The sequence below is a fragment of the Methanimicrococcus stummii genome, from assembly GCF_032594435.1.
GTDB lineage: Archaea > Halobacteriota > Methanosarcinia > Methanosarcinales > Methanosarcinaceae > Methanimicrococcus > Methanimicrococcus stummii.
The window spans coordinates 1,347,565-1,362,686 of the sequence record NZ_CP131062.1 but is presented as its reverse complement, the minus strand read 5'-3'; the positions used below and the strand labels follow the sequence as shown (position 1 = coordinate 1,362,686).

The window sequence follows — 15,122 nt, the reverse complement described above, 5'->3', positions numbered from 1 at the left end:
GCGGATTTCATTTCTTCTCTATTTTTTAAAACAGAATCTTTTAAATCTCAATTTAAAGAATTTTTTATTTGGAAATATTTAAAAATCTTTGAAAACGGATTTGAAATTTTAATTTGATTTTAAAATTAAAACGAAACATCTTCTTTTCTTCAAATAAATCAAAAATCGAACTCCGTTTTTCATTCATCAAAAAAAGTGTTTGAATTTTAACGGGAGTTCGGGTTTAAGAAAACAAATTAAAACCGATGTTTCGGTTTAAACAAAAATAGAAACAAAGCAAAATGATTTGTTTATTACATGAAGTCTGTCAATGAAGTTTTTTTAATTTTATGATTCTCAAACGTCTGAATGATATCCTGTTCCAAAAGTTCAATCCGCTCCAGCGTGTATTCCGAAACGTGATACTTAATCGCGACTTCTTTTGAAACTTCAACGTATTTTCGAACCGCGCCTTCGTGAACCGTTAAAATAATGTTTCCGCCGCCGCATTTCGGGCATGTTCCGGTCAGCGGCGGGCGCCGGTATTTCGCTTCACATTTGATGCAGCGGAAAGTTTGCTTTGAAAACGCGCGCAGATTGCCCATAATATCCGGCAGGAAATGCGATTTTAAAACCAATTCCGCGACATTCGATTCATCGACCGCGCGGATTTTCTCGGCCAGCTGAAGCTGCGCTTCCATTTTGTCCGTCATCGAATCAAGCGTTTTGTACGCGGAAAATGCGGGACCTTTTGCAATGTCCGTCGTTCCGTGCGTGAACATGAAATTTTCGTATTGATCCGGCGTTTTCAAACGACCGCTGACCAAATCCATAATTTTTGAAATTTCGGCCGGATTTTTGTATTCTTCCGTCGCCAAGTAAAATTCATGCGGATAACGCGCGCACATATCAATATTATGCGCTTCCTTATCGATTTCATTCGGGTCAATCCGAATCGTTAAAACAAGCGGCGCATCCATTTGACCGCCGCGTTTGTCCGGCAAATATTCGCGCGAAAAGTTGAGCATGCCGTCTAAGAGAAGCATCACGCAGTCCTCGTCACCGTCACAGTTTCTGCGCTTAGACGCGTGGAAATACGGGTGGGCAAAGCCGACAGACGCCTTCGTGAAGCCGACAATGCGCCCCAAAACGCCTGCGGACGTGTGCGGCGCAAGACCGATGACCATCACGCCCAGCAAATCTTTGATGGTTTCGCAATTGTAATACGGTTCAACCCCGTAATACCGTTTCAGAAGATCATCGACATACTGCGTCGTTTTCAGCAAATATTCGGCGCAGTCAACGGAAATGACCAAATCCTGAACAAACAGGCAAACCACCTGATCGTCAGACACCAAATCTTTGCCGTAAATGTCTTTTTCATAGCCGAGATTCTTTAAATCCGCCGCCGTGATGCCAAGCTCGTCGGCGCGGATGTGCGTGAGCGGAATGTCGGACATGTCGTAGCGAACCGTTCCGTCTTTGAAAATATAAACTTCATGAAGCGCGCGCAAAATTCCTTTTTCAAGCGGCTCAGGCGTTTTGGCCCGGCTCATCAATTCTTTGACGCCTTTAATCAAATCGAAATTATCGCGAACGCCGAGCCGTTCGATGGCTTCTTTGTAAATCGGCCGGAATTCGATGGATTTCTTTCGGCCGCCCATCGTTGGTCTTTCACATTTCGGGCATTTCGGGGCGGATGTTTCAATCGCGCAGCGCGGACAAAACAGCCGCTCAATCGTGAACTCGCCGCAGCCGCAGCGCCATTTGTGCGTTTCCCGGCCGCAGCGCGGACAGACGCGCATGCCGATTTTAATCTCAAACTTTCCGGTTTTAGCGTTCATGTCCTCGCGGTATTCGGAAGCGTTGACGAGGTTTCTTGTTTTTCCGCCGTGCTCTCCGATCGGGAAAAGAACTTGAGCCGCCGGCGACATTTTTCGAAGCGCCGATTTTTCGGGGCGACCCATACGCGCGCCGATTCGAGAAGGCGCGCGCGGTTTTACCGGCATTCCTGAAATCCGGCTGACGGCATCAACCGTTAATTCAATGCCGGCGGCTTTGATTTCATCAATTTCCCATGTTTTTCTCAGCGTTCCGTCTTTCTCAACATTCAAGCCGAGACATTTTAAAATATGAGTCGGCGGCGCAATTAACAAATGTTTTTCATCGCCGATTGTTCGAACGATGTGCAAAATCAAAATGTTTTCAAGCAGCGGCTTAATTCCTTCATCGATTGATTTTTCGTAAGGCAGCGCCAGCCATGTTTTTTCTTCGGCTTCGCCTTCGGAGTTGCTGTTTACGGATTCTGTGTCCGCGTATTCGACCAGCCGGCCGTTTTCGGCGGCAAATGCCGCGATTTTGTCAAGCTCTTCTAAATACAAATCGTGCCATAAGTAATTGTAATCGGGATGAAGCGGAATCCCGTTTTCCGCAAATAAAAGCGCGTTCTCTTCCGAGACGTGTTTTAATTCTTCGGCGTTTTTCGGGCTCGGGAAACGGGAGAGATCCTTTTTTTCCTTTTTCAAACGGTTGTATTCGTTTTCATAATCATAAAGCCACCATTCAAAACAATAAGGCGACGGCATTAATTGATGATTGTTTTCCAAAAAGTCGCCGTAATTGAACAAAATTTCGCCGACATCAATGATTAAATCAATGTCGGGTTTGACGGCGAGCGCGGTTTTTTCATCATCTGCGCGAAGCACGTCGCCGTTTGTCAGGCGAACGGTCGGACCTTCGATTGAGTCAACGGCGGCCATTCCGGCTGCTTTTCCGGGACGCTCCACTTTCAATTGCGTTCCGTTTGTGATGAAATCACCGAGAATGAACATCGAAGCGGGGCTGATTCCTGCGGCGGCAAACGATGTGTTTCGGGAGCGGCCGTATCTGAGACGAAATCCGCCTTCACGCGACGGGTGGGAAAAAAGAGGGCGGCCGGCAATCAAATCCTGAATGTATTTGGTTTTGGGTTTGATTTTTAACGTGACGGCTCCGGGCTTTCCGGCGGCGGCCGGGGAATCATCGCCTTTTTTATCTTCCGTTTTCGTTCCGGCGATTAATTTATCCAGAAATTCCCAGCCGTCCATTTTCAAATTATCGACGTGCTTTTTCACTTTCGGCGCCTTTAAAATCATGCCTTCGGCAATCACAAGAGCCATGCCGCCGCGAAGGCGGTTTCCGGGGATCTCCGGCATATTTCGATAGCCTTCGACTTCCGCTTCTTCCGTCGAATCACCGTCAACGCAAACCGGACAGTTTTCGACAATGAGACGGATTTCATCATCCGTCGGCGAATATTGAAGCGACGCCGTTCTTTTGTAAATTCGAATTTCTTCGGCGTAACGTTCCACCAATTCTTTGCGCGGTTTAAAACGGTCCAAGCCGAGACTGCGGCGCACATAATCGCCGACCAAAACAGAAAGCGCTTGCGCGGTTCCGCCGGCGCTTCGAATCGGGCCGGAATAGTAAATTCTTAAAAATTCGGAACCGTCGCTGTTCTTATCAATTTTAACTTCGGCAATCCCTTCAATGGGCGCCGCGACGACGCCTTCTGTAATAACCGCCATTGACACGCGAATCGCGGCATCAACCGCCTGTTCTCTTGTCGTAAAGCCGCCGACCTTTCCTTCCGCGATTTCCTTGCCGATTAAAAGCGCGGCTTCTTCACGGTTTTTTCCTTCGTCTTCGATTTCGCGAAGACGTTTTGCGACACCCTTGACGCCGATTAAATTCTCGACACGGTCCGCCAAGTCTTTCGCAAGCGGAATCTCAACAGCCGGGTGCGGATCTTCGCCTCGGGCGCGCGCAGCGTTCGCTATTTCCATTTCTTTGGTTAATTTCTCTTCCAGCGAATCGAAATATTTTTGCATAAACGCGCTTTGCGCCGGTTTTTTTTCCATTTCTGACCCGAACCGATAAAAAAGTAAAAATAAAATTATATGTTAAAGTTTGCCGCTTCTCATTTTGCTTGCCAGCATCAGCTGAAAAACAATTGTCAAAACGATCAGAAACGCGCCTGCCATGATTAAGCCTTGGCCGATTTTTGTCATCAGCGGACTGAGATTTAAAATCATTAAAAAAAAGCCGCCGACGATAATCACCAAATTGATGATGTTAATGGTTTTGACGGTTTCCGTAATCTGTTTTCCTTGCGATTTGCTTCTGACTTTCGCTTTTTTCTCAGCATTCATTCTGTTTCCCCAATCCATTCTTTAATTTCTGATATATCTAATCCGCCTTCTCTTAAAATTTTCGGCGGCTGAACTGTTAAGTCAATGATTGTTGACGGTTTTTGAATCAAAGTGTCGCCGCCGTCAATTAAAATGTCAATTTTTCCGTCCAAGTCTGCCAAAACATCTGCGGTCGATTTCGGCTCTCGGCTGCCGGATAAATTCGCGCTCGGGCATGCCAGCGGTCCGCTCAGGCGAACGATTTCAAGTGCTGCCGGGTGCGCCGGAACGCGCAGTCCGACGGTTTCTTTTCCGGCCGTAATTTTGTTTGAAATTTCAGCCTTTTTCTTTAAAATAATTGTCAGCGGTCCCGGCCAAAATTTTTCCGCGAGGATTCTTGCGGTTTCCGGGATTTCAGCCGCGATTTTTTCCATGTCATCCACGGATGAAATTAAAATGCTGAGCGGTTTTTCGGGGACGCGCCCCTTTGCTTTATAAACCTTTAAAACAGCGTTTTCATCGGAAATGCGCGCGCCGAGACCGTAAACCGTTTCCGTCGGAAATGCCGCGATTTTTCCGTTTAAAAGCGCGTTTGCCGCCGTTTCCGTCGCGGTTTTAAAATCGTTCAAAGAATAAATTTCGGTTTTCGGCATTTCATCACGATTCGTGTTTATTCGGCGAAAAACCGGCCTTAAAGGCCGGTGTTGTATCTTAAAACAGCGACAATGCCGCCGAAAGCGGACATCAGCTGATTGCCTTCATCAAAGTCGGTTGAAATGAAATGAACAACCGCGTTGGATTTGTCCGCAAGCTCGGAGAGCTCGTCAACAACATCTCTGATTTCAACGTCGGACAATTCCGCGCCGCACTTCGTACACGTTCCCAAATCAGGAATGTGTTCGCCCGGGCGCCATGTACGCGTTTTCTGGTTCAGCTCGCCGCAGCTTTGGCACGTTGCCGTCATTCTTTCCGCTCTCAAATCTTCGGACAAAATCAGCATTTCAACAGAGTTAATTTCCAAATTCGCGCGGACGCTTTTTTCACCGTAAGACGCGCGTCCGGATTCGGCAATCAATTCCTTGAAGAATTGCTTCATGATGTTTTTCTGCTCCATCAGCTCTAAATCCATGAGCTTTTCGGCAGCCGCGTTCACAAGTTCGTGAAGGCCGGATTCATCGGTGTAAGCGATATCGAAAAGACCGAGAACTTTTCTTTGAAGTTCGTGGTGGAAAAATTCACCGTCATAAAACTCTTCTTTGGTCGGCGACGGGCCGCCGATGAGAATGCCTTTGAAATCCTTCGGATCAATCGTCAAATAAATTTCACTGGCCGCGTCACCGATTCTTTTGTAGAAATCATGAATCGCAATCAATCTCAAACTCTGGAAACGCTGGGCACTCTGACCGCCTTTGCGCTGCTTTCCCGGAACTGTTGACGTCAGCCTTCGCTGCGCCTCAATCTTCTTGCCGACCAGTGTTCCGATCGTCGCTTCTCTTCTGTCCATTACAAGAAGACCAAACGTTCCCTTTTCTTTGAGCATATACTCAAGCGGCTCTAAATAAAATTCGGAATTGCAGTGATATTTATAAGTAATAATCGGCTCGGGCGGATGAATGACGTAACTTTCCATGTTCGTTTTGTTCGCGCCGATGTCAACTGCGCCCGTAAAATAAACAATGCCGTTTTCGGGAACTTTGTCCAAATATCTGAGCTTCGCAAGAAGCGAGTCAATCGCGCCCTGCACATTCGTTTTCGTTAATTTGGATTTGATGTTTGACGCCTGACTGTGTTCTTCTCTTAAGTCCGCTGCCACGTCTGAAATCTGTTTGTCCGCCGGAATATAAAGCGAAACCAATTCCGTGCTTCTTCCTTTTTTGTCACGGATTGTTTCAAGCGTTTTTTTAAATTCATATTTGTCATGCGCTGACGTTTCTGCCATAATAAATGTACTCCGATAATTATTTGATAATTTTAAAATTCTAATTTGTAAAAAATAATACAGTTAAAACTCAGTATTTAAATTCCTTTGACAGCTTTTTCCGATCAGCTGTCCTGAGTCTGTCAACCGTTTCTGAAATAATTTTGCGTCATAATTTCATCAATTTGTTCTTTTGAATTTGAAACTTAAAAGAACTCATAAATTATAAACTAATCTGAAAAGCAATTTGAAATCTCAAAAGTGAATCTAATTTAAAAATGAAACAATTCAAAACAAATAAAAAATCTGTTAAAAAAGCGCCCCGACTGAGACTCGAACTCAGGTCGAAAGCTCCGGAGGCTCTCAGGATATCCGCTACCCTATCGGGGCTTTTATATATTTTTTAAAATTTTGTAAAAGAATTGTTTGTATATAACAAAAAAGGCGGTCATTTCATAAAAACGACCGCCTTTCTTTTTTAGCGTCCCGACTGAGACTCGAACTCAGGTCGAAAGCTCCGCAGGCTTCCAGGATATCCACTACCCTATCAGGACACGCTGAGATTCATGAATAGCTGATATAGAATATAAACCTTATTATCGGAGTCAATGAGTACATCAATCGGATTTTGTATTTCAAATGCATTCATGATTTTTATCGCAAACCGCATTCATCCTTCGTCTAAAATCGCTTCGTTCGGGTCGGTCGGATCGGGATACATGGAAACTAACATTCTGTAACAAGCGGTCAATATGATTTTACAGAAAATATACAGCGGGACTGCGAAGATTAACCCGAAAACGCCTGCGATTTTCAATCCGGCAAGCGTTAAAATAACAGCTGTAAACGATCCGATTTTGACGGTTTTCATAACCATATTCGGCAGAATGAAGAAATAATCGAAAAACTGAATCACAACAATGATGCCGATGACGGCGAGCATCACTTCCGTTCCGAGCGTGTACGCGTAAACGGTGACCGGAATCGCGGGCAAAACAAAGCCGACGTACGGGACAATGTTAAACAACCCCATTAAAATTCCGGCAAAAAGCCAATGCGGAATGCCGACGACATAAAATCCGGCGCAATAGAGGAAAATAATCACAATCGCTTCCAATATTTTCATAATAGTGTACGCGCCCATGTCGCTGACAACGGTTTGAATCGTCGTGCTGACCGATTCTTTGTATTTGTCCGGGACGACAACAATGACTTTGTTGCGGATTTTTCCTTTTTCTTTAAAATAATAGCCGGCCATGATCGGGATAATCAAACAGGACGCGAACAACGTTGTTCCGATGAATGAAATCGTTCCCGTCGTTGATGTCATGATTCCGCCGCCGGATGTTAAAATCGATTGGATGATACTTGTCGTACTCATATCAAAACCGAACATCGTTGTGTTCGCGGCGTTTGTTGTATTTGAAGCGTCAGGCGGCGGGTCTGACGCGTCCGGATTGGAATCGCTTTCCGGATTGGGGCGCGCTCCGCCTTCTCCGATGATAATCTGGCGGTCATCAAACGAAATATTCGTAATGTCTTCGGCCATGTTTTCAGCGGTTTCATTGTACTGTCCGGTAAAATCTTCCAGAGAAGCAATCACCGCGTTAACGTTTGTTAAAAGATTCACGGTGCCGGCAAAAGCCAAAATGCCGATAAAAAGAATTATTGAAACGGTGCTGATAAGCGCGATTCCTTTTCGCTTTGCGGTTGAACAGTTTTTCGTCACTTTATTGAAAATTTCAAAAATTCTGTCCAAAAGAACCGTTGCTAAAACACCAAGAACAAGCGCGATAAAAACGGGCTTGATGTAGAAAAGGAATGAAATAACAAGAAGGAGGAGTGCAGTTGCAATCAGCATGTACTGCCACACTTTTTTATTAATTGACAAACCCATTTTATTCTCAAACCTTAATATTCGTTTTCCGTTTTATCTTACTGATTCTCTTATTGAAATGGATTAGGGTGTTAATCCTTTTATAGTTTTCATATGATAAAAACAATTTACATTTTAATTTTTTTATCCCCGTAAAAACTTTAAATCTTACAACCCCTATTCATCTTTTATGTCAATGACTTTAGGGCTTGCAGGAAAACCCAACGCCGGTAAATCTACGTTTTTTAAATCCGTCACCATGGCGGACGTTGAGATTGCAAATTATCCTTTTACGACGATTCACGCCAATCACGGTGTCGCCTACATCCAAACGCCCTGTCCGTGTACGGAACGCGAAACGCGCTGCGGCAAATGCAAAGACGGCATTCGTTATGTTCCGATCGACATTATCGATGTGGCCGGTTTGGTTCCGGACGCGCACAAAGGAAAGGGTCTCGGCAATTCGTTCTTAGACGATCTCAGGCAGGCGCAGGCAATTATTCATGTCGTCGATGCATCCGCGTCAACCGATGCCGAAGGAAATTCGATTGAGCCCGGCTCCGGCAACCCGGTGGCAGATATTGAATTTTTGGATTACGAACTTGAAATGTGGATGTTTGAAATTTTAAATCGCAATTGGGCAAAACTTTCCCGGAAAATCCGCGCGGAAGGTTTGAAATCCGAAGAAGCCGTCGCCGATCAGCTCAGCGGCGCGGGCGTAACAGTCGAGCATGCGAATTACGCGCTTCATGAAACGGATTTGTATTCCGTTGATCCGGCGAAATGGACGGAAGAAGATATGATTCGTTTGTGCCAAAGCATTCGAAAAGAAAGCAAGCCGATGATTATTGCAGCCAACAAATTTGACGCGCTCGAAGGACTCGGCATTTCACCGGTTGAGTCGGAAGACAAAACAATTATTCAAACCAGCGCCGCCGCCGAACTTGCATTAAAATCCGCGGCGAAGGCCGGTGTTATTCATTATACGCCGGGCGCCGAGAATTTTGAAATCGCAGGCGACATCAGCCCGGCGCAGGAAAAAGGACTTAACGCCGTGAAACAGCTGCTTGAAACGCACAAGAGCACGGGCGTTCAGGAATGTATCAACCGCGCGGTTTTCGAGCTTTTGGATATGATTGTGGTTTATCCGGTCGAAGACGAAGGCAAATGGACGAACAAAACCGGTGACATGCTGCCGGACGCTTACCTGATGAAGCGCGGTTCGACCTGCAAGGACATGGCTTACAAAATCCATTCCGACATCGGCGACCATTTCTTGTACGCGGTTGACGCGCGAACCAAGATGCGCCTCGCGGAAAAGCACGAGCTTCAAAACGGCGACGTAATTAAAATTGTTTCAACGGCGAAATAATTCGGCGGCACTGCGCGCAATCACGACGAATCACAACAAAATCACAACAAAATCATTTTCTTGATGATTGAATATGAAAACGGAATCCGGAAACAAACTTGAGACGCTTCTTCTGATTTTGAATGAAAGCGACCTTTTGGACGCGGGAAGCATTGAAAATCTGTTTTCCCGATTTTCCGTTATTGAAAATGAAGGCGTTTTGAATTTGATTATTTACGTTGATTTCTTAAAAACAATCAGCACCGAAAGGAAAAATGATTTGATTCAATATTTTAAAAACCAAATTCAAACGGTTTCAAAAAAAATAGCTTTCGATTCCGAAAGGCTTGCGATTGTTGAAAATTATGACAATTCCGATTCGGTTCAATTCGAATCCGGATCCGAATCCACATCCAAATCCGGTCAATTATCGGTTCTTTTTGTTTTCGATCTCGGCGGCCGTGATGAATTGAAACGCATTCTTTCTGATTTCATTGTAAAATGTGAAAAAAATGAAGCAAATCCGAATGAAATGACTTCAAAATACATTTCGTCTCAATTGAAATTGCCGTTCGAACCTGATTTTGTGATGTCTCACACCAAAAACACGCTGACGGATTTTATGCTTTGGCAAACTGTTTATTCCGAATATTATTTCTTTGAAAAAGATATTCGCCGTTTGACAGACGCGGATTTTAAGAAGGCTTTTGACAGTTTTTATAAACGGGAGCGTCGTTACGGCGCCTGATTGGTGATTTAATGTCTTGGTATGTTTTTATTTGTCCGAAATGTCAGTCTCAAGCGCAGCTGTGGCAGCCCGGACACAAAACGGTCGCCTGTCAGAAGTGCGGCGCCAAACTCCAAACGGACAGCCTGCGTTTCTTCGGCCCGTTTGAAACACAAGCGGAAGCAGTTGAAAAACGCTCCGTTCTTCAAGCCGAACTCAGCCAAACACCGGGCTCACTTTCGGCTTCCGCTCTGACAGCGCCTGTCGATAAAGAAGTTTTAATCAAGCCGATAAAAGTTAAGAAACCGCAGCAAATCATTTTGGATATTCTCAAAGAAAACGGCACAATGATTGTCGCCGATTGTGAATTTTACTGCGGCGAGCGCGGTGTTGACGGCGACGATTTTCATAAAATATTAGATAAATTAATTCAGGCCGGTGAAGTTTATCGGCCGGATAAAGGATTAATCGCGCTTGTTTGACGGATGCGCCGTCGCGCGCGAGTTGCATCGTTTTCAAAAATGATTTGAAATTACGAGCTCGGGTTAATTATTCATTTTTAACAAGAAGCGTTTCTCCCGTCATTTCTTCCGGAATTTCCATTCCCATTATTTCTAAAAGTGTCGGCGCGATATCGCAAAGCCTGCCGCTGTCTCTTAAACTCATTTTCGGCTTTCCGGCCTCGTCCAAATTATCTTTATCGGCGTAAATCATTTTGACAGGATTGGTCGTGTGCGCCGTGCAGGGCGAGCCGTCCGCCTCTTCCATTTGTTCCGCGTTTCCGTGATCCGCCGTGATGAACAACGCGCCGCCTGCAGCAAGCACTTTGTCCGCCAGCTTTCCGACGCATGCGTCCACCGCTTCGACTGCCGCTTTTGCAGCGGCAATATCGCCGGTGTGGCCGACCATGTCCATGTTGGCGAAATTGAGGACAATGAAATCGTATTTGCCGCCGTCGATTTTTTCAAGCAGCGCATCGGTGACTTCATACGCGCTCATTTCCGGTTTTAAATCATATGTCGCGACTTTCGGCGACGGAATCAAAACGCGGTCTTCGTTAATGTTGGGCTCTTCAACGCCGCCGTTAAAGAAAAACGTCACATGCGCGTATTTTTCCGTCTCGGCAATTCGAAGCTGGCTTTTGCCGTTTGCCGCCAAATATTCGCCGATTGTGTTTTTCAAATCTTTCGGCGGATACGCGACCGGAATATCTAATTCTTCATCATACGGTGTCATGCCGACAAAATGCGTTTTCGGGAAATTTTTCCGCTTAAATCCGATTTTTGAATCCGGCTCGACAAACGCGTAAGTCAGCTGACGCGCGCGGTCGGGGCGGAAATTGAAGAAAATGACGGAATCGCCGTCGCCGATGAATCCGACTCTTTTTCCGCCGTCATCTAAGAGCACAATCGGCTTGACAAATTCGTCCGTTTCGCCTTTTTCAAACGAATCCGAAAGCGCGTTTTCCCACGAATTTGTTAAAACGATGTCGGGATCCCGTTTCAAATCTCCGGTTTCAAGCGTTAAAGCGTCATACGCTTTTTCCGTCCGGTCCCATCTTTTGTCGCGATCCATTGCGTAATATCGGCCGGTGACGGTCGCAAGTTTTCCGATTTTCTCATCGCTCATGAATTTTTCAAGATCTTTAAGATCGTTCATCGCGGATTTCGGTGAAACATCTCTGCCGTCTAAAAACGCGTGAACGTAAACGTGATCTAAGCTTTCTTTTTTCGCCAGCTTCAAAAGCGCTTTTAAATGATTCATATGGCTGTGAACGCCGCCGTAAGAAACGAGCCCCATCAAATGAAGCGCTTTTCCGTTTTCCTTAGCGGCCGTTACCGCTTGGAGAAGCGCGGGATTTTGATAAAAAGTTCCGTCTTCGATTTCTTTGTTAATCAGCGTCAAATCTTGATACACGATTCGGCCGGCACCCATATTCAGGTGCCCGACTTCGGAATTTCCCATTTGACCCTCGGGGAGCCCGACATCTTCTCCCGAAGTTGCGCCAAGCGCGGTCGGATAATTTTTTTCAAGGCGATCCAAATTCGGCGTATTTGCTTCAAATACGGCGTTTCCTTCCGTTTTCGGGTTGTACCCCCAGCCGTCAAGAATCATTAAAAGAAGAGGTTTTTTAGAAAAATTTGTTTTTTGATTATTCATGGGATAATTAAAAGAAAAGAAATGATTAATATTTTTGGTTATATGCAGTATTTTTGCGGCAGTGCGCCGCGCGCAAGCCGCACAAACTTTACAAAAAATAAAAAACCCAATTGCGTTTTTGAAAAAATGCAGAAATTTATTCCTGCATTAATTTTTCAATATCAAAATCCAAATATTTGGCGTTACTCTTTTGAATCAGCGCGCTGCAAACTTCGGCAGGGTCGCCGTCCATCGCAATTGCGCCGCTGTCAATTAAAATCGCTCTGTGGGAAGCTTCTTTGACGAAATCCATGTGGTGGCTGACCATGACGATGGTTGTTCCGAATTCTTTGTTGATGCGCTTGAGTGCGTTTGTCACATCGCGCAGCGTGACCGGATCCAAGTCGCCGAACGGCTCGTCCAAAAATAAGTAATCGGGTGATGTTACCAAACTGAGCGCGATAAAGGCGCGAACGTGTTCGCCGCCGCTGATTTGGTCGGGTTTTTGATCCAAAATTTCAAGCGGCAAGTCAAGCGCTTTGAAAATCGGCGCCGCGTATTCATCGACATTAGAAGACGGGAAGACGGGGAAAAGCTGAGAAAAAATGTCTTCGGGAATTCCGAGTTCGCTCATGACTGTGTCTTTTTCTTCCGTTGTCATGTCGGGCAAACGATAAATGATGTCTAAAACCTGCGGCGGAATTCCGAATTCGGCGGCGCGGTCTTTCGCGACATCAATGGAATGTCTCGTTTTCATGCTCAAACGGAATCGAATCTGGTCGCGAACGGTGGAGTTGACCGACATTGAAAATTCCTGATTCATGATGCTGATGACGCTTCGTAAATAAATGCGGTTTTCGTTGTAAGCGCCGATGTCAATCCATTTGCCGTCCGATTTTGCGCTGCCGTTTTCATGCTCGCGATAAAGGATTTCAATCGTTCCCGATGTCGGCGGCACCATGCCTTCAAGCAGCTTCATCACGGTTGTTTTGCCGGCGCCGGAACTGCCGATAAAAGTCGTAATTTGTTTTTCATAAATCTCAAAATTCAAATTCTGAATGTTTAAAACTTCGCCGACGCGAATCAGGCTGTAGCGCTTGGAAACGTCTTTCGCGCGAACGCACGGCGCAAGCTCAGAAACGTTGAGCAAAGGCTCTTTCGGTTCCATGTCTTTCAGGAATGATTTAAGAACCGTTGCGGGGTCGCCTTCCATTGCGATTTTGCCGTCTTCTAAAAACAAAACGCGGTCGGCAAGGTATGCGTGAACTTCGGGGAGGTGAGAAACGACGAGAATCGGAATGTTAAGCTTTTCTTTTAATTCCAAAATCACGTCTAAAATTTCCTGTTTCGTGTCGGGGCCGGTCATCGTGACGGGCTCGTCCAAAAGCATAATTTTCGGGCGCGCGGCAATCTGGCGAGCCAAAACGAGACGCTGTTTTTCGCCGCCGCTGAGATGGTCGGTCGAATGGAGCGCTTTGTCTTCTAAGTGAACCATTTTCAAAATGGAAAGCGCCTCATCGTAAAGGTCTTGATAAGTATAGTGATCGGGAAGCGGAAGGGCTTCGGTGCCGACAATATGAAAATTCAATCTGCGGATAATGTTTTCAATGGCGGGGCCGCTCCAAAGTCCGAAATTGCGCTGAAGATGAATTGCGGTCGCCTGGCGAAGAATTTTCTCGCCCTCTTTTCCGGAATCGGGCAAAATGGTTTGACCATCGATTTCAATCGCGCCGCCGTCAAAAGATTCAACGCCGCGCAGAATTTTTAAAAGAGTTGTTTTGCCTGCGCCGCTTTTTCCGGTAATTCCGACAATTTCGGCAGCAGATACTTCAAAAGACAAATCATTCAAAACACGTTTTTCTCCGTGAGCCGTCTGATATTCTTTAACGAGATGAGAGACCTTCAGCACACTAAAACCTCCGCAAAGGAAAAGTAAATGTCAAAAAATAAAATTAAATAAAAAAAGCCGCGAAAGCGGCGAATATTAATGATAATAAATAATTTTTCGGCAAAATTAAGCTTTTTTGCCCATTTTGGCACCCATGACGATTTCAGCCGTTAAGGCTTTGACATCATCGGCTTTTTCAATCGCCGTTCCGGTCACGATGATATCGGCACCGGCTTTCGCGCAGATTGCTGCCGCTTTACCGTCGCGGATTCCGCCGCCGACGATTAAAACGCTGTCTTTTAAGACGTGTTTGACCGTTCCGATCATTTCGGGGGGAAGCGGTGAGTCTGCGCCGGATCCTGCTTCGAGGTAGGTGTAGCGCATGCCGTAGTATTTGCCGGTCAAAGCGTAGGCCGCGGCGAGTTCCGGCTTGGCGCGCGGAAGGAGTTTCGCGTCTCCGACCCAGCCGACTGTTCCGCCGGGCTCGCAAACGAGGTACGCCATCGGAATGGATTCCATGCCGGTTTTGTAAAGCGTTAAAGCGCCGAGCATTTGGTTGCCGACGATATAATGCGGATCGCGGGAGTTCAACAGACTCATGAACAAAACGCAGTCCGCGTTGGTTGTAAAGCCGGACGTGCTGCCCGGGAAAAGGATGATGGGGACTGAGACGTTCTCTTTGATCATCTTGGCGGTAAGGTCCAAAAGCTGGCCGCCGGCATCGGTTGAGCCGCCGAGCATAATCGCGTTTGTTCCGCCGGCAACAGCTTCGGTTGCCAAACGCACCGCCTCTTCGGGTTTTTGGGAGGCCGGATCGATCAGTGTAACGTGAGCGATGCCTTCCTTTTGGATGATTTCCGAGAGGTACTCTTCCACCGTCATTACGCAATCACGCTCCGCTCTTGTCCTTTGCCTTCAATCTGAGGTTCGGATAGTTGCATTTTCTGCAGCGGGTTGCGCGGATAGAATTGCGCGCGTTACATTTCATACAAATCTTTTTCTTTAATAAGCGTTCGTCTGCTTCCGGAAATTTTCCCATAATAATTCACCTGAATAAATTGAATAATTGTAAAAT

The 15,122-nt window shown here is 46.0% G+C and carries 12 protein-coding genes and 2 tRNA genes; 3 read left to right on the top strand and 11 right to left on the bottom strand.

The window, feature by feature from the left end:
• Positions 1-293 precede the first annotated feature (293 nt).
• The 7 genes from MmiEs2_RS06620 to MmiEs2_RS06590 all read right to left on the bottom strand — a co-directional run bounded on the left by MmiEs2_RS06620 (position 294) and on the right by MmiEs2_RS06590 (position 7,963).
• Positions 294-3,878 carry a DNA polymerase II large subunit gene (locus MmiEs2_RS06620; protein WP_316559088.1) on the bottom strand — a complete coding sequence of 1,195 codons (3,585 nt, stop codon included), beginning with the start codon at positions 3,876-3,878 and terminating at the stop codon, positions 294-296.
• A gap of 42 nt (positions 3,879-3,920) precedes the next feature.
• Positions 3,921-4,169: a hypothetical protein gene (locus tag MmiEs2_RS06615; RefSeq protein WP_316559087.1), complete on the bottom strand. Its 249-nt coding sequence runs from the start codon at positions 4,167-4,169 to the stop codon at positions 3,921-3,923.
• Complete coding sequence (locus MmiEs2_RS06610) at positions 4,166-4,801, bottom strand: L-threonylcarbamoyladenylate synthase (protein WP_316559085.1); 636 nt, start codon at positions 4,799-4,801, stop codon at positions 4,166-4,168. Before MmiEs2_RS06610 ends, MmiEs2_RS06615 begins: the two co-directional genes overlap by 4 nt.
• A gap of 38 nt (positions 4,802-4,839) precedes the next feature.
• Entirely contained in the window at positions 4,840-6,087 is a 1,248-nt protein-coding gene (gene prf1, locus MmiEs2_RS06605) for a peptide chain release factor aRF-1 (protein ID WP_316559084.1), read from the bottom strand.
• Between the two features lie 297 nt (positions 6,088-6,384).
• Positions 6,385-6,456: transfer RNA gene (locus MmiEs2_RS06600), tRNA-Arg, on the bottom strand.
• A 92-nt stretch (positions 6,457-6,548) separates the two neighbouring features.
• Positions 6,549-6,620 (bottom strand) — tRNA-Arg (locus MmiEs2_RS06595).
• A 116-nt stretch (positions 6,621-6,736) separates the two neighbouring features.
• A complete protein-coding gene (locus MmiEs2_RS06590) occupies positions 6,737-7,963 on the bottom strand; it encodes an AI-2E family transporter (RefSeq protein WP_316559083.1) in 1,227 nt (408 codons plus the stop codon).
• Between the two features lie 169 nt (positions 7,964-8,132).
• Between MmiEs2_RS06590 and MmiEs2_RS06585 the strand changes: the two genes are divergently transcribed.
• The 3 genes from MmiEs2_RS06585 to MmiEs2_RS06575 all read left to right on the top strand — a co-directional run bounded on the left by MmiEs2_RS06585 (position 8,133) and on the right by MmiEs2_RS06575 (position 10,502).
• Positions 8,133-9,314, top strand: a complete 1,182-nt coding sequence (locus tag MmiEs2_RS06585) for a redox-regulated ATPase YchF (RefSeq protein WP_316559082.1) — start codon at positions 8,133-8,135, stop codon at positions 9,312-9,314.
• A gap of 73 nt (positions 9,315-9,387) precedes the next feature.
• Positions 9,388-10,041, top strand: coding sequence for an undecaprenyl diphosphate synthase family protein (locus tag MmiEs2_RS06580; protein ID WP_316559081.1), 654 nt, complete (start codon positions 9,388-9,390; stop codon positions 10,039-10,041).
• An 11-nt stretch (positions 10,042-10,052) separates the two neighbouring features.
• A complete protein-coding gene (locus MmiEs2_RS06575) occupies positions 10,053-10,502 on the top strand; it encodes a DUF5817 domain-containing protein (RefSeq protein ID WP_316559080.1) in 450 nt (149 codons plus the stop codon).
• 67 nt (positions 10,503-10,569) lie between these two features.
• Here MmiEs2_RS06575 and gpmI read toward each other — a convergent pair whose 3' ends face one another.
• From gpmI to MmiEs2_RS06555, 4 genes are all read right to left on the bottom strand, one after another.
• Positions 10,570-12,180, bottom strand: a complete 1,611-nt coding sequence (gpmI, locus tag MmiEs2_RS06570; protein ID WP_316559079.1) for a 2,3-bisphosphoglycerate-independent phosphoglycerate mutase — start codon at positions 12,178-12,180, stop codon at positions 10,570-10,572.
• A gap of 136 nt (positions 12,181-12,316) precedes the next feature.
• Positions 12,317-14,068 carry an ATP-binding cassette domain-containing protein gene (locus MmiEs2_RS06565; protein WP_316559078.1) on the bottom strand — a complete coding sequence of 584 codons (1,752 nt, stop codon included), beginning with the start codon at positions 14,066-14,068 and terminating at the stop codon, positions 12,317-12,319.
• A 105-nt stretch (positions 14,069-14,173) separates the two neighbouring features.
• Positions 14,174-14,929 (bottom strand): phosphoglycerol geranylgeranyltransferase, encoded by a 756-nt coding sequence (locus MmiEs2_RS06560; RefSeq protein ID WP_316559077.1) that lies wholly within the window; start codon positions 14,927-14,929, stop codon positions 14,174-14,176.
• Positions 14,930-14,936: 7 nt separating this feature from the next.
• Positions 14,937-15,086 (bottom strand): 50S ribosomal protein L40e, encoded by a 150-nt coding sequence (locus tag MmiEs2_RS06555; protein ID WP_316559076.1) that lies wholly within the window; start codon positions 15,084-15,086, stop codon positions 14,937-14,939.
• Positions 15,087-15,122: the final 36 nt, after the last annotated feature.

Coding starts and splice junctions, on each gene's coding strand:
- MmiEs2_RS06620 (WP_316559088.1), bottom strand. CDS start 3,878: ATGGAAAAAAAACCGGCGCAAAGCGCGTTTATGCAAAAATATTTCGAT.
- MmiEs2_RS06615 (WP_316559087.1), bottom strand. CDS start 4,169: ATGAATGCTGAGAAAAAAGCGAAAGTCAGAAGCAAATCGCAAGGAAAA.
- MmiEs2_RS06610 (WP_316559085.1), bottom strand. CDS start 4,801: ATGCCGAAAACCGAAATTTATTCTTTGAACGATTTTAAAACCGCGACG.
- prf1 (WP_316559084.1), bottom strand. CDS start 6,087: ATGGCAGAAACGTCAGCGCATGACAAATATGAATTTAAAAAAACGCTT.
- MmiEs2_RS06590 (WP_316559083.1), bottom strand. CDS start 7,963: ATGGGTTTGTCAATTAATAAAAAAGTGTGGCAGTACATGCTGATTGCA.
- MmiEs2_RS06585 (WP_316559082.1), top strand. CDS start 8,133: ATGTCAATGACTTTAGGGCTTGCAGGAAAACCCAACGCCGGTAAATCT.
- MmiEs2_RS06580 (WP_316559081.1), top strand. CDS start 9,388: ATGAAAACGGAATCCGGAAACAAACTTGAGACGCTTCTTCTGATTTTG.
- MmiEs2_RS06575 (WP_316559080.1), top strand. CDS start 10,053: ATGTCTTGGTATGTTTTTATTTGTCCGAAATGTCAGTCTCAAGCGCAG.
- gpmI (WP_316559079.1), bottom strand. CDS start 12,180: ATGAATAATCAAAAAACAAATTTTTCTAAAAAACCTCTTCTTTTAATG.
- MmiEs2_RS06560 (WP_316559077.1), bottom strand. CDS start 14,929: ATGACGGTGGAAGAGTACCTCTCGGAAATCATCCAAAAGGAAGGCATC.
- MmiEs2_RS06555 (WP_316559076.1), bottom strand. CDS start 15,086: ATGGGAAAATTTCCGGAAGCAGACGAACGCTTATTAAAGAAAAAGATT.